Annotated in this window: 18 protein-coding genes and 1 riboswitch; of the genes, 9 read left to right on the top strand and 9 right to left on the bottom strand. The window is 70.3% G+C overall.

Features of this window, described 5'->3' with window-relative positions; translation table 11 throughout:
- Positions 1-21: 21 nt before the first annotated feature.
- Entirely contained in the window at positions 22-546 is a 525-nt protein-coding gene (locus tag AMA02S_RS11125) for a MarR family winged helix-turn-helix transcriptional regulator (RefSeq protein WP_067455729.1), read from the bottom strand.
- Between the two features lie 61 nt (positions 547-607).
- On the opposite strand from AMA02S_RS11125, the gene AMA02S_RS11120 reads away from it, so the two are divergent.
- Genes AMA02S_RS11120 through AMA02S_RS11110 form a run of 3 tightly spaced genes read left to right on the top strand, consistent with a single transcriptional unit; the run spans position 608 to position 3135 of the window.
- A complete protein-coding gene (locus AMA02S_RS11120) occupies positions 608-1888 on the top strand; it encodes an amidohydrolase family protein (protein ID WP_067455726.1) in 1281 nt (426 codons plus the stop codon).
- A 40-nt stretch (positions 1889-1928) separates the two neighbouring features.
- On the top strand, positions 1929-2705 hold the full coding sequence (locus AMA02S_RS11115; protein WP_218004911.1) for a Mut7-C RNAse domain-containing protein: 777 nt from the start codon (positions 1929-1931) through the stop codon (positions 2703-2705).
- Positions 2706-2742: 37 nt separating this feature from the next.
- A complete protein-coding gene (locus tag AMA02S_RS11110; protein ID WP_067457015.1) occupies positions 2743-3135 on the top strand; it encodes a (deoxy)nucleoside triphosphate pyrophosphohydrolase in 393 nt (130 codons plus the stop codon).
- Positions 3136-3184: 49 nt separating this feature from the next.
- Here AMA02S_RS11110 and AMA02S_RS11105 read toward each other — a convergent pair whose 3' ends face one another.
- On the bottom strand, positions 3185-4183 hold the full coding sequence (locus tag AMA02S_RS11105) for a C40 family peptidase (protein WP_067455723.1): 999 nt from the start codon (positions 4181-4183) through the stop codon (positions 3185-3187).
- A 7-nt stretch (positions 4184-4190) separates the two neighbouring features.
- A riboswitch (cyclic di-AMP (ydaO/yuaA leader) is annotated at positions 4191-4325 on the bottom strand.
- Between the two features lie 193 nt (positions 4326-4518).
- On the opposite strand from AMA02S_RS11105, the gene typA reads away from it, so the two are divergent.
- Positions 4519-6372, top strand: coding sequence for a translational GTPase TypA (gene typA, locus AMA02S_RS11100; RefSeq protein ID WP_067455721.1), 1854 nt, complete (start codon positions 4519-4521; stop codon positions 6370-6372).
- Between the two features lie 249 nt (positions 6373-6621).
- Here typA and AMA02S_RS41585 read toward each other — a convergent pair whose 3' ends face one another.
- A complete protein-coding gene (locus AMA02S_RS41585; protein WP_157430510.1) occupies positions 6622-7476 on the bottom strand; it encodes an FHA domain-containing protein in 855 nt (284 codons plus the stop codon).
- 18 nt (positions 7477-7494) lie between these two features.
- Between AMA02S_RS41585 and AMA02S_RS41580 the strand changes: the two genes are divergently transcribed.
- Positions 7495-8052: a hypothetical protein gene (locus AMA02S_RS41580; RefSeq protein ID WP_218004910.1), complete on the top strand. Its 558-nt coding sequence runs from the start codon at positions 7495-7497 to the stop codon at positions 8050-8052.
- On the opposite strand, the gene AMA02S_RS11085 is transcribed toward AMA02S_RS41580, so the two are convergent.
- From AMA02S_RS11085 to AMA02S_RS11060, 6 genes are all read right to left on the bottom strand, one after another.
- Positions 7989-8768 carry a 4Fe-4S single cluster domain-containing protein gene (locus AMA02S_RS11085; protein ID WP_067455717.1) on the bottom strand — a complete coding sequence of 260 codons (780 nt, stop codon included), beginning with the start codon at positions 8766-8768 and terminating at the stop codon, positions 7989-7991. The two genes, AMA02S_RS41580 and AMA02S_RS11085, sit on opposite strands and share 64 nt — an antisense overlap.
- On the bottom strand, positions 8765-10681 hold the full coding sequence (locus AMA02S_RS11080) for an AAA family ATPase (protein ID WP_067455716.1): 1917 nt from the start codon (positions 10679-10681) through the stop codon (positions 8765-8767). The genes AMA02S_RS11085 and AMA02S_RS11080 overlap by 4 nt, the downstream gene beginning before the upstream one ends.
- A gap of 51 nt (positions 10682-10732) precedes the next feature.
- Positions 10733-11863: a DUF3523 domain-containing protein gene (locus tag AMA02S_RS11075; RefSeq protein ID WP_067455715.1), complete on the bottom strand. Its 1131-nt coding sequence runs from the start codon at positions 11861-11863 to the stop codon at positions 10733-10735.
- Positions 11860-14247: a protein kinase domain-containing protein gene (locus tag AMA02S_RS11070; protein WP_245667451.1), complete on the bottom strand. Its 2388-nt coding sequence runs from the start codon at positions 14245-14247 to the stop codon at positions 11860-11862. Before AMA02S_RS11070 ends, AMA02S_RS11075 begins: the two co-directional genes overlap by 4 nt.
- Before the next feature lie 102 nt (positions 14248-14349).
- Entirely contained in the window at positions 14350-14826 is a 477-nt protein-coding gene (locus tag AMA02S_RS44645; RefSeq protein WP_067455709.1) for a DUF4282 domain-containing protein, read from the bottom strand.
- Between the two features lie 108 nt (positions 14827-14934).
- Positions 14935-16431, bottom strand: a complete 1497-nt coding sequence (locus AMA02S_RS11060) for an LCP family protein (protein WP_084264980.1) — start codon at positions 16429-16431, stop codon at positions 14935-14937.
- Between the two features lie 588 nt (positions 16432-17019).
- On the opposite strand from AMA02S_RS11060, the gene AMA02S_RS11055 reads away from it, so the two are divergent.
- The 4 genes from AMA02S_RS11055 (at position 17020) to AMA02S_RS11040 (ending at position 22637) form a co-directional block, all read left to right on the top strand.
- Positions 17020-18639 (top strand): CHAP domain-containing protein, encoded by a 1620-nt coding sequence (locus tag AMA02S_RS11055; protein ID WP_245667499.1) that lies wholly within the window; start codon positions 17020-17022, stop codon positions 18637-18639.
- 417 nt (positions 18640-19056) lie between these two features.
- Positions 19057-19887 (top strand): succinate dehydrogenase subunit SdhC, encoded by an 831-nt coding sequence (gene sdhC / locus AMA02S_RS11050; protein WP_067455704.1) that lies wholly within the window; start codon positions 19057-19059, stop codon positions 19885-19887.
- Between the two features lie 12 nt (positions 19888-19899).
- Positions 19900-21870, top strand: a complete 1971-nt coding sequence (locus tag AMA02S_RS11045; protein WP_067455701.1) for a fumarate reductase/succinate dehydrogenase flavoprotein subunit — start codon at positions 19900-19902, stop codon at positions 21868-21870.
- Positions 21867-22637, top strand: coding sequence for a succinate dehydrogenase/fumarate reductase iron-sulfur subunit (locus tag AMA02S_RS11040; RefSeq protein WP_067455698.1), 771 nt, complete (start codon positions 21867-21869; stop codon positions 22635-22637). The genes AMA02S_RS11045 and AMA02S_RS11040 overlap by 4 nt, the downstream gene beginning before the upstream one ends.
- Positions 22638-22703 lie beyond the last annotated feature (66 nt).

Below are 22703 nucleotides of genomic sequence, written 5' to 3'. Positions count from 1 at the left end.
GCGGCTAGTGTCACCAGGGGGTCAGAGGAAGCGTCGCCGGCCGATCACCACGAGTATCTCGCGGAGCGCGTCGGCGGCCTCCCGCACGACCTCGGGCGGCAGCCCCGCCATGACCTCCTCGTGCACCCGCCCGGCCATCTTCGCGGCCTGCTCGCTGATGCGCAGGCCCTCGCTCGTGAGCTGGACGAATCGGCTGCGCGCGTCGCCGGTGTCGGCCTCGCGCTCGACGTAGCCGGCCTTCTGGAGCCGTTGCAGGACGTTGCTCGTCCCGCCCGAGGTGAGCAGTGCCGACTTGGTGAGCTCGCTCGGACGCAGCCGGTACGGCTCCCCGGCGCGGCGCAGGATGGTCAGCACCTCCAGCTCGGCGTAGGTCAGGCCGTACTCGGCGAGGCCGCCGCGTAGGGCCTGCTGGAGGAGCAGTCCGACCCGTTGCGCCCGCTTGCCGACCTCCAGCATCGCGATCAGGGGTTCGGAGACCCCGTCCCGCCGCCATGCCGCCGCCAGCACGTCGACCTCGTCCCGAGGGTTGCCGCCATCGTCCTGCACACGCTGAGAATACTCACTCACCTTGTTGCTTTTCAAAAAGCTTCTCTCTAACCTTTAAGGCATGACATCGACCCTTCTCCGCAACGGCGTGGTCATCGACACCGCACCGGAGCCCACCGTCCTCGACCGGGCCGACGTGCTCGTCGAGGACGGACGTATCGCCGCCGTCGGCTCCGGCCTGCCCGTCCCGCCGGGCGCCGAGGTGATCGACGCGACGGGCCGGATCGTCCTGCCCGGCTTCGTCGACACCCACCGGCACACCTGGCAGGCCGGGATCCGCGCCCTGCTGCCCGACGGCACGCTCGGCGGCTACCTTCAGCGCATCCTCGGTGAGATCGCCCCTGGCTACACGCCCGACGACGTGCACACCGGCACCCTCGCCGGAGCGCTGGAAAGTCTCGACTCGGGCATCACGACCCTGGTCGACTGGTCGCACATCCAGTTCGGACCAGCCCACACGGACGCGAGTGTCGCGGCACTGCGCGCATCCGGCGTCCGGGCAGTGTTCGGCTACTGCTACCTCGGCGGCGACGATCTCGACGCGTTCGCCGCCGAGACGACCCGCGTCCGCCGCGAACTGTTCGACACCACCGGAACCGTCTCCATGGCGATGGGCGCGCTCGGCCCGGAGATCGCCGACGGGGAGCGCGCGCTGCGTGAGTGGCGGCTGGCTCGCGACCTCGACCTGACCATCACCACGCACATGGGCGGTCACGGTGCGGAGAGCGCCGCGCGGGGCCTGGCCTTCCTGGAGCGCCATGGGCTGATGGACCATCCGACCATGTACGTCCACGCGAACTTCTACACCGGCGAGGAGTTCAAGCGAATCGCCGGGACCGGCGGGACGGTCTCGGCCACGCCGGCCATCGAGGCGGCCCTCGACCTCGGCCCGGCGGCCACCGGGCGCGCCCTCGCGGCCGGCGTCCCCACCGGGCTCGGCGCCGACACCGTGGTGAGCGGCCCCGGCGACATGTTCAGCGTCATGCGCGCCGCCTACGTCCTCGAACGCGGACGCCCGGACTCCGCGGGCCTCGCGTTCAGCACGTCCGACGCGCTCCGGGCGGCGACGATCGGCGGCGCCGAGACCGCCGGGCTCGCAGACCTCACCGGGTCGCTCACGCCCGGCAAGCAGGCGGACCTGCTCGTCCTGCGCACCGACACGCTGGGCATGGCTTCGGCGCACGACCCGATCGCCGCGGTGGTCCTGCACGCCGAGACCCGCAACGTCGACACCGTCCTCGTCGGCGGACGCACGGTGAAGCGCGACGGCGTCCTCGTCGGGCAGGACGTCCCAGCCCTCCTGGAGTCCCTGGCGGCTTCGGCAGAGCGCCTGGTCGGATAATCCGGAGGGCATCGGCGGGGTCGCGTGTCATGCTGACGGCGTGGAGCCCGAGATACACATCCGGATCGCCGACGAACTGCTGATGTTCCTGCCCGCCGCGCGGCGGGAGCCCGCACGCCGGGTGGCCTACGACGGGACCTCGACGCTGGGGCACCTCGTGGAGTCGCTCGGCGTGCCGCTGCCCGAGGCCGGTCCGATGACGATCCGCGGCGAGCCGGTGGAGCCGTCGTCCCGTCCCGCCGCCGGGGACGAGGTGCTGGTGGCGGCGATCCCGCGCCCGCAGCCCGTTCCACTGGAAACCGGGCAGGCCGCCCCCCGATTCTTGCTGGACGTCCACCTCGGCACCCTGGCGCGGCGGATGCGCCTCCTCGGGCTCGACACCGCCTACCACAACGACATGGACGACCCGGCGCTGGTCGTCCAGGCGAACGCGGAGCGCCGCGTGCTGCTCACCCAGGACCGTGGCCTGCTCCGCCGCCGCGCGCTGTGGTTCGGCGCGTACGTGCGGGGCTCGCGACCCGACGACCAACTCCGCGACCTGCTGGAGCGTTTCGCGCCCGCCCTGGAGCCGTGGACGCGGTGCACCGCCTGCAACGGACCGCTCGTCCCGGTCGACAAACGCGACATCGAACGGGAACTGGAGATCGGCACCCGCCGCAGCTACGACGTCTACGGCCGCTGCGCCGACTGCGGGCAGGTCTACTGGCGCGGCGCGCACGGCGACCATCTGGAGGAGATCGTCCGGGATGCGGCGCGCGTCGTGGCGGAGGCCCGGCCGAACGGAACCGGCCAGGCCCGCGCGACCGTCTCAGAGTGAACGATGATGCGGGAAGAGAGTTAAGGAGCTGGTGGCGATCGACCTCGTCGTGGTGGGTGCCGCGATCATCTCGGACGGCCGGCTGCTCAGCGCCCAGCGCGCCGAGCCGCCGCACATGGCGGGCGGCTGGGAACTGCCCGGCGGCAAGGTGGATCCGGGGGAGTCGGACGAGGACGCCCTCGTCCGCGAGTGCCATGAAGAACTCGCGATCAAGGTCCGCCTGGGCCGCCGCATCGGCGGCGACTGGCGACTGAGCGAGAGCGCGTGCCTCAGGGTGTGGACGGCTGAGATCGTCCAGGGCGAGCCACGCGCACTCGAACACCTCGACCTGCGCTGGCTCGCCCCGGACGAGCTCGACGACGTCGACTGGCTCCCCGGAGACCGCCCCGTCATCGACGAACTACGTCAGTCCCGCCCCTGGCACCCCTGACCCGGCCCAACAGGTCGCACCGGTCGAAGCCCAGCCCCCGGCCAGCTTCCTAGCCGATTCGGTTGGCGCCGGCGAAGTCGGAGCGTTCGGACAGTTTGGAGATCTTCACCACATCACCGGTCTGGGGAGCGTGCAGGAACTTGCCCTCGCCGAGGTAGATGCCCATGTGGTGGATGCTGCTGCCGAAGTACACGAGGTCGCCGGAGCGCAGCGAGCCGCGTGAGACGCGGTGGCCCAGGGCGAGCAGATCGCCGGTGTAGTGCGGCAGGCCCGGCTTGCCGACCTGGGCGTAGGCCCAGACGACCAGGCCGGAGCAGTCGAAGCTGCTGGGGCCGGCGGCGGCCCACACATAGGGGGAGCCGAGCTTGGTGAGTGCCTTGCGGGCCATCTTGGCGGGCAGGTCGGAACCCTTGATCGTCGCTGAGAGCCCGGTGCGGGGGTCCTTGATGTGGGTGGTGGTCAGCTTGTCCAGCCGCCTGGTGACTTCCGTCACTTTCGCTTTGGCGGCCTTGCGGGCGGTCTCCGCTTGAGCGGCTGCCTGTTGGACCTGGGCGGTCCTGGCCGCGGCGGCACGCTTGGCCTGGTTCGCCTGGTCGATCTGCCGTTGCAGTACCGCGACGGCCGCGGCCTGATTCTGCGCGAGGTAGGCCCTGTCGGACAGGCCGTCGGTGGAGCCCCCCGTACCGAAGATCGCGTCCGGTCCGCCGCTCATGTAGTTCGCGGCGGCCAGCCGGCCGAGGCGCTCGCGGGCGGGCGCCGCCTGCGCCTCCAGGGCGGCGGCGGCCTGTGCGGCGGCCTGCTCGGCCTTGCGGGCCCTGCCCAGGTCGACACGGGACTTGTTGTACTTCTCCGTGAGCTTCTCGGCCTCGGTGTTGAGCTCGTCGAGGCTCTTGCGCAGGCCGTTCTCCGAGGTGGGCAGCGGTTGCGGGGAGGGTGCCCCGAACGGCTGGGCGGCGTGCGCGGCGATGGGCGCGGTGGTGCCGAGGGCGATCAGGATGACGGTGGCGGCGGTGGCGCGGCGGCGCCGCCGGTGGGAATCCGGGGCCAAGCCGGTGTTCTCCTCTCCCTGCGCGCCTACCGGGTTAGCTGACGGGTTCGGGCCAGGAGGCGCCCTACGACGTGCGTCGATTCACCCCAGGGGATCTTGGGTCCCCGGTTCTCCGCGGTCGGAGATTCGGCGCTCCGGCCGCAAGCCCCGGGGGGTGGGGCCTCGGGACGACCGGATCTCGAGGAGATTACAAAGGATGGGCAAAGTTGGCCAATCCGAAAATCATGTGACGGGCGGTACGTCCCGCTAGGGCGGGGTCGGGCGCTCGGCCAAGTAGAATGGGGCTTGCCGCGCGTCTGCGGCGACTCCCGAACTCTCACGCAAGGCGAGCCCGCATGCCCATCTCCACGCGAGACGACCTCCGGAACGTCGCGATCGTCGCCCATGTCGACCACGGCAAGACGACGCTGGTCGACGCCATGCTCTGGCAGTCCGGTGCCTTCCGCGAGAACCAGGACGTCGACGACCGCGTCATGGATTCCAACGACCTGGAGCGCGAGAAGGGCATCACCATTCTCGCCAAGAACACCGCCGTCCGGCACAACGGCCTGACCATCAACATCATCGACACCCCCGGCCACGCCGACTTCGGTGGCGAGGTCGAGCGCGGGCTGTCCATGGTGGACGGCGTCGTGCTGCTCGTGGACGCCAGTGAAGGTCCCCTGCCGCAGACCCGGTTCGTCCTGCGCAAGGCGCTGTCCGCGCGGCTGCCGGTGATCCTCGTCGTCAACAAGACCGACCGTCCCGACGCCCGTATCGACGAGGTCGTGGACGAGACGTACGAGCTGTTCATGGACCTCGACGCCGAAGAGGGCCAGATCGACTTCCCGATCGTGTACGCGTCCGGCCGCGCCGGGCGGGCCTCGCTGAACAAGCCCGCCGACGGTGAGATGCCGGACAGCGCGGACCTGGAGCCCCTGTTCACGGTCATCACCGAGACGATCCCGGCGCCGTCCTACGACCCGGACGCGGCGCTCCAGGCGCACGTCACGAACCTGGACGCCTCCAGCTACCTCGGCCGGATCGCGCTGTGCCGGGTGCACGCCGGGACGATCAAGAAGGGCCAGCAGGTCGCCTGGTGCCGGCATGACGGCAGTGTCGAGAAGGTGAAGATCACCGAGCTGCTGATGACCGAGGCGCTCGCCCGCAAGCCCGCCGACGAGGCGGGCCCCGGCGACATCATCGCCATCTCCGGCATCCCCGACATCATGATCGGCGACACCATCGCCGACCCGGACGACCCCCGCGCGCTGCCGCTGATCACCGTGGACGAGCCCGCGATCTCGATGACGATCGGCACCAACACCGGGCCGATGGCGGGCCGCGAGAAGGGCACCAAGGTCACCGCCCGGATGGTCAAGGACCGTCTGGACCGGGAGCTGGTCGGCAACGTGTCGATCCGCGTCCTGCCGACCGAGCGGCCCGACACCTGGGAGGTGCAGGGCCGCGGTGAGCTGGCCCTCGCGATCCTCGTCGAGAACATGCGCCGGGAGGGCTACGAGCTCACCGTCGGCAAGCCGCAGGTCGTCGCCAAGCAGATCGACGGGAAGAAGCACGAGCCGGTCGAACGTCTCACCGTCGACATCCCCGAGGAGCACCTGGGCGCGATCACGCAGCTCCTGGCGGTCCGCAAGGGCCGTATGGAGCACATGACCAACCACGGCACCGGCTGGATCCGGATGGAGTTCCTCGTCCCGGCGCGCGCCCTGATCGGGTTCCGTACCGAGTTCATGACCGAGACGCGCGGCACCGGCATGGCCCACCACGTCTTCGAGGACTACGAGCCCTGGTTCGGCGAGCTGCGCACCCGCCCGTCCGGCTCCCTCGTCGCCGACCGCGCGGGCGCCGCCACCGCCTACGCGATCACGAACCTGCAGGAGCGCGGAACGTTCTTCGTCGGGCCGACCACCGAGGTGTACGAGGGCATGATCGTCGGGGAGAACTCCCGGTCCGACGACATGGACGTCAACATCACCAAGGAGAAGAAGCTGACGAACATGCGCTCCTCGACCGGCGACGAGTTGGAGCGGCTCACCCCGGCGCGCCTGCTGTCGCTGGAGGAGGCACTGGAGTTCTGCCGCGAGGACGAGTGCGTCGAGGTCACCCCGGCCGCCGTCCGCATCCGCAAGGTCGTCCTGGACGCCAAGGAGCGCGAGCGCACCCGCGCCCGCACCAAGCGCGCCGGCTGACTTGCCGGATTAGCCGGGTTCAAGAAGGGCAAGACCAGCCCGACGCAGCCCAGCCAGACCAAGCGTTCCGGCGGACCGAGCGCTGCGGCCGACCGCGGCGGCCGAGCCTTCCCGGCCGACCGAGCGCTGAAAGGGAGCGGGGGCCGTCCTGAGGGCGGCCCCCGCCTCTCTGCCCGTGAGTTATGTGCGGGCCGAAAACGGCGGTGGCCCAGGGGAGCTCCCCTGGGCCACCGCCGTTCTCGCTTCGCGTCAGTTGAGCTGGACGGTCCCCGTGACGTCGGCGGCGAGCCGGAGCTGGTCGCCGTCGCGGAGGGGGGCCTCCACGCCGCGGGGGAGCCGCTCGCCGTTGACGAACGTGCCGTTGGTGGAGCCCTCGTCACGGACCCAGGCGGTACCGGACGGATCGAGCCAGAGCGTCGAGTGCCGCCGGGACACGTTGTCGTACTGCGTGAACGTCGCCGCCACCGGGGACTGGCCCGCGTCCCGGCCGAGCACGAGGTGCTGCCCCACCGAGATCTTCAGCTCACCCGTGGGGAACTGCACCTTCAGGACCGGCGTCCCCTTCTGCGGCAGCGCGCGCAGGCACGAATCGCACTGCGCGGCGCCCGGATTCGTCAGGACCGCCTCGCAGTACGGGCACATGAACGCCGTGCTGTCGCTCGGCGGCTGTGACCGGGACGGGCTCTGGTGGTCCGCCGGCAGCAGCGTCGCCTCACGGCCATGCGGCGGCGGCACCACCGGACGGCTCTCGCGCTGAGGGGGCGGTGGCGCACCGAAATCGTGGTCGACAGGGCCGGGCTGCGGAGCGCCGTACTGGTTCTGCTGCTGGTACTGATCCGGCTGCTGCTGGGGTGGTGCGCCCCACTGGTCGGGCTGTTGCTGCTGCTGTTGGGGCGGCGCGGCCCACGGGTCGGGGGACGGCTGCTGGTTCTGCGCCGGTGGCTGGCCGCCGTGCTGCCCCTGTTGTCCGTAGTCCTGTTGTCCGTAGTCCTGCTGCCCGTAGTCCTGCTGCCGGTAATCCTGCTGCCCGTAGTCCTGCTGCCGGTAGTCCTGCGGGCCCTGCTGCTGCGGAGGGCCGGGAGGCTGTTGCGACTGCTGGGGCATGGGGGCACCCCACGGGTCTTGCTGCTGTTGCTGCTGCGGTGCGCCCCATGGATCCTGCGGTGGCGGGCCCTGCTGCTGAGGCGCCTGCTGGTACGGGTCCTGCGGCGCCTGCTGCTGGGGAGCCTGCTGATAGGGGTCGCCCGGGGCGTGCTGGGGCTGCTGCTGGTACGGCTGGCCGTGCTGAGCGCCGCCCTGCGGAGCGCCGTGCTGGGGACCGCCGTGCTGAGGCGCACCGTGCTGGGGACCGCCGTATTGCGGACCGCCGTGCTGCGGGCCGCCATATGGGGGAGCCCCGTGCTGGGGGCCACCATGCTGAGGGCCGCCATGCTGGGGGGCACCATGCTGGGGGGCACCGTGCTGAGGTGGCGGGGCCGTCGGGATCCGTGGCTGCTGCTGGTCGCCGTACCCGCCCTGGCCATGCTGGTGAGCGCTCCCGGCGCGCGCCAGATTGGCCCCGCAGCTCAGGCAGAGCAGATCGCCCGGCTGGAACGGTTCGTCACAGACAGGACAGTTCAAGGTCGCCATGACACATCCCCCGCGCGCACCCCGGCGCGTTCGAGCCTCGACGTGAGGTGATCCATGTCACCCCTTCGCGGGATCCCGATGTAGTACACCCGCCTTCCCTCCGGCCCCTCGTCCACGGACACCTGCACTCGGGGCCCTGCCGCTTTTCCAGACTCTGCCGCTACTCCAGACTCTGCATCTTCCCTAGTGTCTCCGATGTCGGCCAGTGCCCCGTACCGTTCGCGTCCCAGCGGGGACAGCGGCACGACGCGCTGATTGGCAGACCCCTTCCAGAGTAGAGAGCCACTCTCGGAGTGTCGTCCCCCCGGGTTGAGCCGGTCGACGTACGGCCCCGTGATCACGGCGTCACACATGTTCAGGATCTCCCGCATCGCTTCCGTCCGCGAGAGTCGAGAGTAGACATATCCGCTGTAGACCAATATGTCCAACCCAATCGTCTCATGCTGGCGGCCGTCCCGCCATGCGGCTATCCCTTGGAGCAGCGCCGCCAGCGCGGCCGGCTGCTGGAACGGTTCGCCGCCCGAGATCGTCACGCCGTCGACCGGCCCGGGGAGCGATTCCAGCCAGCCCAGGATGGCCTTGACCGGGACGGCCTTGCCCGGGTCGGCGTCCCAGGTGTCACGCGAGAGGCAGCCGTGGCAGTGCAGCGTGCACCCCTGCGTCCAGATCCCCGCGCGCGTGCCCGGGCCGAGCGTCGTCACCGGATAGTGGGCCTTGGCGAGGAGCAGGTGCTCCGCGGGGCCGTCCCGCCCGGAACCGCCGGTCACTGGACGTCCAGGTGCACGATGCTGCCCTCACGGCGGATACCGGACACGGTGATCCTCTCGTCCGGGACGAGCTCCCGGTCGAACAGCGCGCGTGCCAGCGGGTTGACGAAATGGGATTCCAGGGCCATGCCGATGCCCCGACCGCCCTTGTCCAGCTCGTCCGTGCACCACCCGCGGAGCGTCTGCAGCGCGTCGCCCTTCACCGCCAGGATGAGCCGGTGCTCCTCGGCGACCCGCTTGCAGATGTTCGCGAACTGGAGGTCGAAGATCTTGTGCGCCGCCTCGTCGGAGATGAAATCGAACACCACGATGTTGTCGCCGAACCGGTTGAGCAGCTCGGGCCGGTTGAGGACCTCGGTGAAGTGATCGGCGACGGCGCCCTTGATCCGCTGCTCGACCTCGTCGTAGGTCATCCCGGGCATGATGTTCTGCACCCGCGCGGCGGGCGCGTACGCGGCGCTGTCGCGGGTCGTCAGGTCCCGCCCCGGGACGTACATTCCCAGGTTCGACGTGAAGATCAGGATCGACTCGGAGAAGTGGACGGTGTTGCCGCGCCCGTCGGTGAGCCGGCCGTCCTCCAGGATCTGCAGGAACTTGTCGAGGATCCGCGGGTGCGCCTTCTCGATCTCGTCGAACAGCATCACCCGGAACGGGTCCTCGCGGACGGCGTTGGTCAGCTCGCCGCCCGCCTCGTGCCCCACATACCCGGGCGGCGAGCCGATCAGCCGGTCGCCCGAGCCCTCGCCGGAGAACTCGCTCATGTCGAAGCGCAGGTAGGCGGACTCGTCCCCGAACACCAGCTCGGTGATCGCCTTCGCCAGCTCGGTCTTACCGGTGCCGGTCGGCCCGGCGAAGAACAGCACGCCCCGCGGCCTGCTGCCCGACCGGATCGCCTGCGCGCCCGACAGCCCGAGCACCGCCCGCTTGAGGATGTCCAGGGTCTTGGTGACGGCCTGCGGCTGCCCGATCACCCGCTCCGGGACGCGCTTCTCGCCCTCCAGCACGCGGCGCCGCAGATGTCCGCGGCTCCACGGGTTGTCGAGCACGCCCAGCTTGTACGTCCGGACGGCGTCGGGCAGGTCGGCCAGGTCGACGTTGCGCTCCTTGGCGAGCCGCGTCACCTCGATCATCGACTGGAGGGTCAGCCCGTCCGCCTGCTCGGCGAACGCGTCGCACGCCGCGGCGGCCGCCTCGTCCCCGCCGACGTCGCTCACACCGAACGCGCGGGCCAGCAACCGGGCGGTCTCCTGCCGGTCGCCGAGGTGCGGCCGCGGGATGGTGATCTCGCGGATGTTCTCGTTGTCGGTGGTCAGCCACGGAGGAAGGTCGCCCGGCCGCTCCACCAGCCACAGGATCGGGTTGTAGAGCGGCTTGGGCCGTGCGCCCACCACCCGGACCGGACGGGCGTTGCGCGACAGCTTCGCGCAGAACCGGAAGAAGTCCCGCTCGGCCGGTTCCAGGTCGGTGGGCGTCCGCGCGATCCGGGACGCCGAGTCGATCACGAACGCGGCGCGGATGTTCTCCGCGGGCCGCGCCACCGCGGCCAGCTGCCGTGTCAGCCCCTCCAGCGACGGCTTCTCGTCCGGCTTGCGCTTGCCCAGCAGCTGGTCGGCCGCCCGGACCGCCTCGTCCGCGATCTCGTCGCCGGTGTCGGGGTAGACCTGCAGGCCGTCCACCGGGTCGTACACGATCATGCAGGACGCGCCGCTGGAGCGCAGGGTCTCCCACAGCAGACCGCGCAGCGGCAGCAACCGGGCCGGGCCGCCGCCTTCCAGCGGCGGCGCGAGGAAGCTGTCGTAGAGGTTGCCCGACAGGACGTACTGGGAGTGCACGGACAAGGTCGCGTCCAGCTCGCGGATGAACGGCGGCCAGCCCTGCAGCCGCCCGCCAAGGGTCGGCGAATCAATGCTCATCAGGCTCGCTCCACTCCGTTCCGCCCCTGCCCCCGCAGGGCCCCCGAACCGTCACTGGCCACGTTCCCGGTGACGTTCGCGCCGTCCGGCGCGCCCCCTAGTCTGCCGTGAACCGTCCGAAACCGGCAGTTCACGCACTCCGGGGTCCAGCCGCCAGGCCACCTCGGAGCTGATCCCGGCCGCGGCCAGCCGCTCCCGCGCGGCCTCGAACGCCTCGCACCACTCCCGTTCGCGCTCGACGTCCACGCGCCGGTCGTCCTCGCTCTCGGCGGGCTTCTCGCGCACCATCGAGGCCCGCACATGGGCCGCGTCGTCGACCCGCATCTTCACGCTGTGATCGGGCCAGCCCCCCCGGGTCAGGACGAGCGCGCCGCCGTCGGCCGTCAGCGTCTCGAACCCGGCCTGGACCTCATACCCCAGATCCTCGAACGCCGTGGTGATCGAGTCGAGGACGTAGCGGCGCTCGGCCTCGGCCTGCTCGGCGGCGTCCCGCTCGGCCGCGCTTTTGCGCTCCTGCGCCCGATGCTCCTCGGTTCGGCGGTTGGCGGCCTGGATCCGCAGCCGCACCTCCTGCAGGACGCCCTCCGCCTCGTCGGGGGTTCCCGTGCCCGCGAGGAGCCCGGCCGCCTCCGCGACCGCACGCCGCTCCTCCTCGGCCGCGTCGGGCAGCAGACGAGCCATGAGGCGTTCCAAAGTTCCTTGCACATCGTCTTGGACGCGTGGGGCGGGTGATGCGCCGTGGCCGGTGTCGGTCTGCAACCCGCCGTCGGGGACGGCGAACACCTGCGCGGTGATCTGGGCCGCGAGGTGCTCCGACAGGTGCCGCTCGGCCTCGTCCAGGACGGGATCGGTCGCGGCGCACCAGGCGGCGAGCTCCGCCGCGGACTCCTCGTCCGGCCGGAGCGGCGCGGGCAGCGCGACGTCAGCGCCGATCTTCGCTCGGGTCTCGGCGAGCGCGGCGATGCGCGCGTTGCGCTCGACGGTCTCGCGGAGCGCGCGCTCGTGCGTCCTCACCTCGGCGAGGGCGGTGGCCCGCGCCTCGGCCCGTCCCGCGGCGAGGGCCGCAAGGGCCTCCGCGCCCCGTCCGGCGAGGCCCGCGCCCCGGCCGAGGACGCGGTTCATCCCCAAGGTGAGGATCACGGCCGCGTCCAGGGCGATGTCGGCCTCGACGCCGCTGCTCATACTGTCCCTCCGGGGCGGTCGGTCGGATGTGCGGGGCGGTCGGTCAGGTCTCCCGGACGGATGCCCGGGCCCTCGGCGGCGCGGCCCTCCCGCCACCGGTGCAGCCGCAGCCCCGCGGCGACGGCGTGCGCGGCGGGAACCGCGACGAGCAGGAGGATCCACAGCAGGGCGGCGACGGACGTCACGGCCCCGAGAAGCAACAAAATGATCAGCAGCGGGACCGTCCCGGCGAGGAGGACCACGCCGCAGCCCCGCCGTCCGGTGCGCTGTGCGGCCCCCGACATCGTCTGGGACGCCTTGGACAGGCCCCGTCCACCCGCACCCAGCACCTTGGACAGCCACGACCACGGCCCCAAGGGCAGATAGTCCTTGCCCTGCGCGCGTGCCACCAGCACTTCGGTGCCGCAATGCACCGCCCATGCGAGGACGGAGGGAACGGCGAGAAGGCTGAACGACACCCACGGTGTCTTTTGGAGGTGAAAGCCGGCCGACGTGGTCCGCTGGCCACCCCCGCCACCGAACAGCGCGTCGACCACCGCGCTTCCGAGCAGCCACACGGCCAGCAGCGGGAGCGTCCAGAGAACGGCGCGGGTCATCGCCGCGCCGCGCCCCGCAAGCCGTTGCCTCTCCCGTTCCGCCCACTGCGCGCGCAGCGCCTCGTCACGCTGCTCGGCGGCATACCGGTCCCGAGCCCGCGACTCGGTCTCCAGAACGGCCTCAGGCGCGGCCCGGACCACGGCGAGTAGTCGCAGCGGATCGTCGCCCGCCCCGTCCGCCAACCAGACGAACCATGGCACGGGATCAGAGACAGCGGCGCGCGCGCTGGCGGCCGCGTCTGCGAGCAACCTGTGGGTCTCGGCGGGACGAGCCGCCAAAGCGAGCAGGGTAAGAAGCACGACCGGCGGCTCATCGACAGGACCGGACGGCCCTGCGACCCGCGTCCCCGGCCCGTCCGTACCCGCGTCGGGTAGCCGCATAGCCAACCCCGGCGGCGCGGCCTCCTGGCCCCGCAGCCACCGGGCCAGGTCGTTCCAGGCCGCCACGTGGGCGCGCCACTGGTCACCGACCCGGGCCAGGTCGTGCCCGTCCTCGAACCCGGCCAGAATCCGCAACAGATCGTGCGTCCACAGTTCCCGGCCCAACAGGCACGCGGTGCGATGGTCGGGATGTCCGGGATCGGCCGCCAGCGCGGCGAGGCCCGGGAGATCCCCCGCGGTCACGCGCCAGCCCAGATAATGCGGGGGCAGCGTCGGGTCCAGCCACCGCACCAGATGCAGCAGCTTCACATCGGGTGAAAGCCGGGCGGTCAAATGGCCGTCGATCAGCTCGATCCGGCCGTCGTCCTCGACGTCCGCGAGCCACTCCCGCAGGCTCCGCCACGCCTCACCGGACTCCCCACGTCCGAAGAAGTAGAGCGCCGCGTGCTCCCACTCCTCGACCAGCGCGCGCGCCAACTCGGCGCGGTCCGCGTAACGGCGCCCCTTGAACGGCAGCCCGGTTCCGGGAGGCGCCTGGGTCTCCTCGACGACCGGCGGTGACCCCCCGTCCAGCCACTCCGTGACCTGCTCGCCGGTCCATCTCCGGCGCGGATCGCGCGCGAGCAGCCCCCGGCACAGCAGCCGCAACCGCGGATCGGCGACATCGTCCGCCGACACCGGCCGCGTCGCGAGGTGATCGACCACCACGGTCTCGCTGAGCCCGAGGAACGGCGCCCGCCCCGTCGCCAATTCCCGGACGATCATGCCCAGCGACCACCAGTCACGCGCCGGCGACACCTGGCCGGACAGCGACTCCGGCGCGGCGTAGGCCAGCGTGCGCGAGGACGAGGCGAACACCACGCTCTGGTCGAGCACCTTGCTCAGCCCGAAGTCGGCGATCACCAGACGCAGCGGCGCCGTGGTCAGGACGAGCACGTTCTCGGGCTTGAGGTCACGGTGCACGATGCCCGCCCGGTGCAGCGCCGCCAGACCCGCCGCGAGCTGCGCCGCGATCTCGGCGACCCGCGCCGCCGGCATCGGCCCGGTCATCAACGCCCGCAGGTTGCCGTCCGGCGCGTACGCGGTGACCTCGTAGTCCCGGCCGTCCGCGTGCCCGGTCTCTAGGATCCGCAGGACGTGCGGGGAGTCGAGCGTGGGCAGCTTCTCCCACACCTCCCGGTCGGCGCGGTACCCGCGGCGGAAGATCTTCGCCACGTACTCGTCCGTGCCGCCCGCGTCCCGCACCAGGAGCAGATCGGACTCCGCGCCCTGAACCGGCAGTTCCGCGACCGCCTCGTACCGCTCGGCGAGCGCCGCCGGCAACCGCATGAGCGGGTCGGCCGCCGCCGCCCCGTCGCGACGGGTGTCCCCCGTCCCGCCGGAAGGCGCCGGTCGGGGCCCGGGCACCGGCGGGTCCCGCCGTGTCACCCCGGGATCGCGTCGTGTCTCGCGCGGGGGAGTCTTTCCGCCGTCCCCCGTCCCGTCGAATTCGCCCACCTGCCCGCCCGTCTAGATCTTGTCCTTGATGACCCGCAGATGCTCGGCCGTCTTGAACCGGACGACCACCGCCTCCATGAACAGGCGAACGAGCAGCAGTTCCGACAGCCAGACCAGCGGTGTGGCGATGAGCAGGAAGATCCCCCATGCCCAGAAGTCGTCCCAGGTGGCGATCCACGCCCCGAGGCCGAGGAAGAGGAGGCACTGCAGGCTGATCAGCATCAACGAGAGGACATAAGAGACCTTGGCGAGTTTCAGGGTCACCAGGTGGTTGAAGTTGGCATCGAGTAGAGCGCCGAAGAGTCCCTTGTCCGTTCGCTCTACCGGGACCCACTCCCGGGGCTGACCTTGAGGTCCCGGTCCCGGTCCCGGATGGAAACTCGGGGGCCGGGGGCCGGGGGCCGGCTGTTGCTGAGGGACGTACGGGTCTCCCTGGGGGCCGAGCCTGGGAGGGCGCGGTGGGTGACCGGGGTCCGATGGGTGCGTCATCGCCGTCTCCAGGGTGGGGCCGCCTACAGGAAGACTCTAGAGCCTGGACCGCGCCCGGCGCGGCCAGCCGGCGATGCCGTTGCGGCGCGCCGTCTCGGGTGCGGTCGGTCAGGCACAGGGGCTTCGCCCGCCGGCCTTGACGCCTCCAGTGATCTTGAGGGCGGGCGGGACGAGCCGGATTCCGCTCTTGCCTATGGTCAGCCGCACGCCGTCCTTCGGTGCGCCGGCGTCCGCGGCGAGGAGGGCGTTCGGGACGATCCGGGCCAGCGCGGACGCCTGTGCCTCGGCGGAGGGGGCGTAGGTGATGCGGCTCTCGGCCGCGGGGGGCTTCTTCTCGACCTTTCCGGCGACGTCGAAGCCGCGCCGGTCGAGTTGCCGAACGGTCCGTTCGATCAGCTTCGTGTCACCCCCCGCGTCCACCACCGTCACCTTGACCTGGGCCGGGGCGAGGGGCTTCTGCTTCTGGGCGGCCGGTTCGGCGGGCAGGTCGTTGTCGTGCTGGATCGCCGCGAAGAGCGGCTTGGCGCGCTCCATGTCCCACTGGACGCGGTTGGGGTCGGGTGCGTAGCCCTCGACCGGCACCGTGATGAACCGGACCTGGCCGGCGCTCATGCCCTTGAGGCCGTCCGCGAGCTTGCGCATGGTGGACAGGTCGAGTTCGTCGTCGGTCGTCATCGACTTCGTCGCGGCCTTCAGGAACTTGTAGGACTTGGTCGGGTCGGTGAGCATCGAACCGCTGGTGGCCTTGTCGACGACCGCCGCCATGAACCTCTGCTGCCGCTCGATGCGTTCGAGGTCGGAGCCGTTGCCGAGGGAGTAGCGGGCGCGGACGTACCCGAGGGCGTCCTCACCCTTGACCGTCTGCTTCCCCGCCTTCAGGTGCAGTTCCGCGCGAGGGTCGTCGACGGGCCGGTCGAGGCAGATCTCCACGCCTCCCAGGGCGTCCACCATCCGTTTGAAACCGGAGAAGTCGATCTGGACGAAGTGGTCGATGTGGATGCCGGTCAGCGACTCCAGCGTCTTCCAGGTGCAGGTCGGACCGGCGTAGGCGAACGCGGCGTTCAGCATCCCGAACTGCGCGGGGACGGTGCCGCCCTTCTCCTTCTCGCACTGGGGGATCTTCACCATCGAGTCGCGGGGAAAGCTGATCCCCACCGCCTGGTCGCGGTTCGGGGACAGGTGCAGCAGGATCGCCGTGTCGGACCGGGCCCCGGACATCCCGGCGGCCGCGCCGTACCGGGCGTTGTCGCCCTCGCGGGTGTCCGATCCGATGAGCAGGACGTTGAGGCTCTTGTTGAGCTTCTTGGGGCGGTTGGCGCCGAGTTGCCCGCCGACGTGTTTCTGGTCGATGCCGCCGACCAGGTCGTAGTAGAGCCCGACCGCTCCGGCGCCCGCGAGCAGCACCACGGCGGTCATGCCGACCGCGGTGCGGCGCAGGATCTTGCGGCGCCGGGGGCGCCGGGTGGTCGTCTCCTCCTCGGCGGCGATGACCGTCTCCTCCGGGGCGGCGGAGGTGACGGGCTGCTCGTCGCCGGAGGTGACCGTCGGCTCGTCGGCGGCGGTGTCCCCCGCGAGGTCGTCGCGGCCGGGGTCTTTGTCGCTCATCCGGTCCTGTCTCGGGCTGGCCCTGTCGAGGGCACGTCGTCTGTCAGCGTCTTCTGCCGGGGGATCTCCCTATCGTTGGATGCGCGGTGAGCCCGTTGTGTTGACACGTGCCCCCGAATTCGTCGTCTTGATTGTCACCGGGTCGTGCCCGCCACCATCACCCTCCGCGCGAGGCCCGGACGGGGAGCGGCACCGGGCGCCTACCGCGCTCTGCGCCGCTGAGGCACTGGGCCGAATAGAGGCCGGCTTCCGTTCTGCGGGCTGAAGGATTCTGAGGGAGATCACCTTCCGGCGGCGACCTGCGAAGCCGTCCGGAGGGTCGCTGAATGGGCCACTCTCGGCCAGCCGCAAGCCTGGACTTTCTCGAAATCAATGTTTTCTTGCCAATTATCGGATATCTGTTCTTACACTGGCCTCGGTCAGGCGGAAACCGCGGCGAGGGAGAGCTTGATGCGCGTATCCGGAAAGCATTCGAATTCGATCTTCACGCTCGGCCTCCCGGCTTCTCTCGCCGGATCGCGCGGACCGTCTGGGAGCTCACTGTTAGCGAGAGCCCTGCTCGTCGTCCTTTTCATAACGGCCGTGGGTATGGCCGTCCCTGGTCGCGCGCTGGCCGCGAGTGGAGAGACGGTCCTGTGCCAGTCGGGCGGCTACAACTGCCTGGCGGGCACGGGTTACAGCGGGCAGAGCGTATGGGGTTCGTGGGGACCCGGCCATAACTGCGTCAGCTACGCCGCATACCGGCTGTCGGCGAACGGCGCGTCCAAGCCATGGTCGGGGGCGATCGGCAACGCCCACGAATGGGACGAGAAGGCTCGTGCCGTCGGCATCACCGTCGACACCAACCCTGTGGTGGGGGCCATCGCGCAGTGGGACGGTGGCTACGGCCACGTGGCGTACGTCGAGGTGGTCACCCCCGCGTACATCGAGATAGGGGAGGACTCCTACATCACCGACACCTACGGGTACTCATCGCGGCGGCGCATCGAGCGATCCAGCGGCAGGTTCGCTTCGGCGGAGTTCATCCATGTTCGGGACGTACCGACACCGATCGAAGTCACCCTCCCCGGTTCGGCCGGTGCCATCTCCGCGCTGCAGCACGGCTCGCGCGTGAGCCTTCGCTGGGGCGCCGGAGCGAACGCGACCGACTATCAGGTGACGCGCAACGGCGTGCTCCTGGCCAACGTCACGGGGACGAGCTACCTGGACTCTCAGGCTTCGCCCAACCAGACCTACACCTATGCCGTCATCACACGGAACCAGCACGGAGTCGCCCCTCCGACGAGTCTCCAGGTGCGGACGACCACGGAGTCCGGGGACCGGGCTTACCTGCGCACCGCTCAGGGTCCGGCGTTGTGTGCGCGTGCGGGTGTCCAGTCGTCGCAGACGTTGGTGTGTCATGTGCTGACCGGTGGTGGGTGGGTCACGTCGAACGCGCCGGCGGGTGATTGGGGTTATGAGTCTGATCGTTCGTGGGTCGCGAATGCTGATGGCAGTGTGTCTTACTGTCGTCGTGTGGGGAGTCCGGGTGACCAGGTTCGTTGTGACACGTTCAATGGGTCGGGTTGGGCTTCGGTGACGTCGTCGCATCTGGATGTGGGTTATCCGGATAATCGCGTCTTCTTGCCTACGGGTAATGGTCCGGCGTTGTGTGCGCGTGCGGGCGTCGAGTCGTCGCAGACGTTGGTGTGCCACGTCCTGACCGGTGGTGGCTGGACCACCACGAACGCGCCCGGCGGCGACTGGGGCTATGCCCTCGACCGGGCTTGGGTGGCCAACACCAACGGCACGGTGGCCTTTTGCCGCCGCGTCGGCATGCCCGGCGATCAGGTTCGCTGTGACACGTTCGACGGTTCGGGCTGGACGTCGCTGACGTCCGCCCACCTCGACGTCGGCTATCCCGACAACCGGGCCTACCTGGCGACCGACGATGGGCCGGCGATGTGCGCCCGATCCGGTGTCCCGTCCTCGCAGACGTTGGTGTGCCACGTCCTGACCGGCGGTGGCTGGACCACCACGAACGCGCCCGCGGGTGACTGGGGCTACGACTCCGATCGCGCCTGGCTCACCAACACCAACGGCACCGTGTCGTTCTGCCGCCGCGTCGGCGTACCTGGCGATCAGGTTCGCTGCGACACCTCCGACGGCAGTACCTGGACCTCTCTGGTCTCGGCCCACCTCGACGTCGGCTACCCCGACGCCTACTGAACCGACGTCCACCGCCACCCGGCCTCGCTCCGATCGCGAGGCCGGGTGGCTCGCGTTCGTTGCGGCGGTGCCGCGGGAAATCACTGTGCGTGACTGGTGAGGAGCGGGCGGAGAGACGGCGAGGGTCATGCCGTGGAACACTCGTCTCGATTCCGTTCCGCCATAACAACTGGTTATGGAAGCCGGTCGGTGCGGGGGATGGTTTCGGGTCTAAAGTCTGTGGTCAGGGTCACATGCGGGTCTGCTTGTTATGTATGTCACAGCGCCCGGCGGGTGGCGTAAGGTCGCTTCGCTGGAAGCGCACACGAGGCGTCACCGCCCGCATGCGGCAGGCCCTGGCCGAGGCGCGACGGCCGCATGGGTGCGCTCGGACCCGTGGTACGGGGACACGACGACCCGAGCTCAGGAGAGCGATCGATGAGCACTGTGGAGGCGCCGGCCAAATCGCGCGCCCAGATCAAGGAACGTACGCTCCGGAAGGATAATTGGCGCCTTTACCCCATCACCACATTCGTGATCTTCACGGCGTGGGTGGTGTACGCGACCGTCCGGGCGTTCTGGGGATCCGCCTTCTACGTCCCGGAGTACCACTACCTGACGCCGTTCTACTCGCCCTGCCTGAACGAGATATGCAACAACGTCACGGTGGACGGGCACACGGGCGACGCGGCGGAGTTCGGGACGTTCCTCCCGGCCGGGACGAGGGGCTGGATCCCGTTCGCGGCGATCTCGCTGCCGTTCCTGCTGCTGTTCCGGCTGACCTGCTACTACTACCGCAAGGCGTACTACAGGTCGTTCTGGGCGGCGCCCAGCGCGTGCGCGGTGCGGGAGCCGCACAGCAAGTACACCGGGGAGCGCCGCTTCCCGCTGATCGGCCAGAACCTGCACCGCTACTTCTGGATGGCGGCCTTCCTCATCTCCCTCGTCAACACCTGGGACGCGGTCCGCGCCTTCCACGGCAAGGACGGTGGGTTCGGCATCGGGCTCGGCACCATCATCCTGGTGGCGAACGTGGTGCTGCTCTGGCTGTACACGCTGTCATGCCACTCGTGCCGGCACATCGTCGGCGGACGGTTGAAGAACTTCTCCAAGCACCCCGTCCGGTACCGGATGTGGGGATGGGTGTCCAAGATCAACCAGCGGCACGGCACGTACGCCCTGATCACGCTGGGATCGCTGGTGGCGGCCGACCTGTACGTCGCGCTGGTGGCCAGCGGCACCATCTCCGACCTGCGCATCTTCAACTGAGGCCAAGGGATCATGACTGAGATCGAGAGGCACGCCTACGACGTCGTGGTGATCGGCGCCGGCGGCGCCGGGCTGCGGGCGGCGATCGAGGCCCGCCTCCAGGGCAAGAAGACGGCGGTCATCTCCAAGTCGCTGTTCGGCAAGGCGCACACGGTGATGGCCGAAGGCGGCGCCGCGGCGGCGATGGGGAACGTCAACCCCAACGACAACTGGCAGGTGCACTTCCGCGACACCATGCGCGGCGGCAAGTTCCTGAACAACTGGCGGATGGCCGAGCTGCACGCCAAGGAGGCGCCGGACCGCGTCTGGGAGCTGGAGCACTGGGGCGCGCTGTTCGACCGCACCAAGGAAGGCAAGATCAGCCAGCGCAACTTCGGCGGGCACGAGTACCCCCGGCTGGCGCACGTCGGCGACCGGACGGGCCTGGAGCTGATCCGCACCGCGCAGCAGAAGATCGTCGCCCTGCAGCAGGAGGACCACCGCGACCACGGCGACTACGACGCCCGCCTCAAGGTGTGGGCGGAGACGACGGTCACGCGGCTGCTGAAGGACGGCGACCGCATCTGCGGCGCGTTCGCCTACGTCCGCGAGACCGGCAAGTTCGTGGTGTTCGAGGCGCCGGCGGTGGTGCTGGCGACCGGCGGCATCGGCAAGGCGTTCAAGGTCACGTCGAACTCCTGGGAGTACACCGGCGACGGGCACTCGCTGGCCATGCTGGCCGGCGCGACGTTGCTGAACATGGAGTTCGTGCAGTTCCACCCCACGGGCATGGTCTGGCCGCCCTCCGTCAAGGGCATCCTGGTGACCGAGTCGGTGCGCGGTGACCGCGGCGTCCTCAAGAACTCCGAGGGCAAGCGGTTCATGTTCGAGTACATCCCCGAGGTGTTCAAGGCCCAGTACGCGACCTCCGAGGAAGAGGGCGACCGCTGGTACGACGACCCGGACAACAACAAGCGGCCCCCTGAGCTGCTGCCCCGCGACGAGGTCGCGCGGGCGATCAACTCCGAGGTCAAGGCCGGACGCGGATCGCCGCACGGCGGGGTGTTCCTGACCGTCGTCGACCGGATGCCGGGTGGCGCCGCCGAGATCGTCCAGCGGCTGCCGTCGATGCACCACCAGTTCAAGGAGCTGGCGGACGTCGACATCACCAAGGAGGCCATGGAGGTCGGCCCGACCTGCCACTACGTGATGGGCGGCGTCGAGGTCGACCCCGACACCGCGGCGGCGCTGGTGCCGGGCCTGTTCGCCGCGGGCGAGGTCGCGGGCGGCATGCACGGCTCGAACCGGCTCGGCGGCAACTCGCTGACCGACCTGCTCGTTTTCGGGCGGCGGGCCGGTCTCGGCGCGTCCGAGTACGTCGACGCGCTGCCCGACCGTCCCGTCGTGTCGGACGCGGCGGTCGCGGCCGCGGTGAGCGAGGCGCTCGCACCGTTCGAGCGCAAGGGCGGCGAGAACCCCTACGCGGTCCACGCCGAGCTTCAGCAGACGATGAACGACCTGGTCGGCATCATCCGCAAGGAGGAGGAGCTGGAGCAGGCCCTGGAGTCGCTGGACAAGCTCCGCGACCGCGTCGCCAACGTCGGCGTCGAGCCGGTCGCGGTGAACGACGGCCGCGGCTACCACCCGGGCTGGCACCTCGCGCTCGACCTGCGCAACATGCTCCTCGTGTCGGAGGCCATCGCCAAGGCGGCGCTGGAGCGGCAGGAGAGCCGCGGCGGCCACACCCGCGACGACCATCCGAGGATGTCGCCGGACTGGCGCAAGGTCAACCTCGTCTGCCGGCTGACCGGTGACCCCTCCTCCCCGCGGGTCGAGCTCAGGCGGCAGCCCCTGGAGCCCATGCGGGACGACCTGATCGGGTTGTTCGAGACCGACGAGCTGAAGAAGTACCTCACCGCCGCGGAACTGCCCGGAGGCGCGGCGCCGGAGCCGGGCGTCGGGAAGCCGGGGGCCGGGGAGCAGAAGCAGGAGGGCGACCGATGAGCTACGAGGCCAAGTTCCGGGTCTGGCGCGGCGACGACGGCGACGGCGAGCTCACGGACTACACCGTCGAGGTGAACGAGGGCGAGGTCGTTCTCGACATCATCCACCGGCTGCAGGCCACGCAGGCGCCCGACCTCGCCGTCCGGTGGAACTGCAAGGCGGGCAAGTGCGGATCGTGTTCGGCGGAGATCAACGGGATGCCGCGGCTGCTGTGCATGACGCGGATGTCGACGTTCGAGCCGGACGAGACCATCACGGTGACGCCCGTCCGGACGTTCCCGGTCATCCGCGACCTCGTCACGGACGTGTCCTTCAACTACGAGAAGGCGCGGCAGATCCCCTCGTTCGACCCCGGTGACGTGCAGCCGGGCGATTTCCGCATGCAGCAGGTGGACGTCGAGCGCTCGCAGGAGTTCCGCAAGTGCATCGAGTGCTTCCTGTGCAACAACGTCTGTCACGTCATCCGCGACCACGAGGAGAACAAGCCCGACTTCGCGGGCCCGCGCTTCCTCATGCGGATCGCGGAGCTGGAGATGCACCCGGCGGACGCCGCCGACCGGCGTGAGATCGCCCAGCAGGACCACGGCCTCGGCTTCTGCAACATCACCAAGTGCTGCACCGAGGTCTGCCCCGAGCACATCAAGATCACCGACAATGCCCTGATCCCGATGAAGGAACGGGTGGTGGGCCGCCGGTACGACCCGGTGATCTGGCTCGGCAGCAAGCTCGGCATCGTGAAGAAGGGCCAGGACACCCCGTCCGCCTGATGCTCGGCAGAACACCCCCCGACGCGCTGCGTCGGGGGGTGTTCGTCGTTTGGCGGGTGGGGCGCG

It is taken from the genome of Actinomadura macra NBRC 14102, assembly GCF_001552215.1.
In the GTDB taxonomy this organism is placed as follows: Bacteria; Actinomycetota; Actinomycetes; order Streptosporangiales; family Streptosporangiaceae; genus Spirillospora; species Spirillospora macra.
Note: the sequence above shows the minus strand (reverse complement) of the source record. Positions and strands in the feature narration are given on the sequence as shown.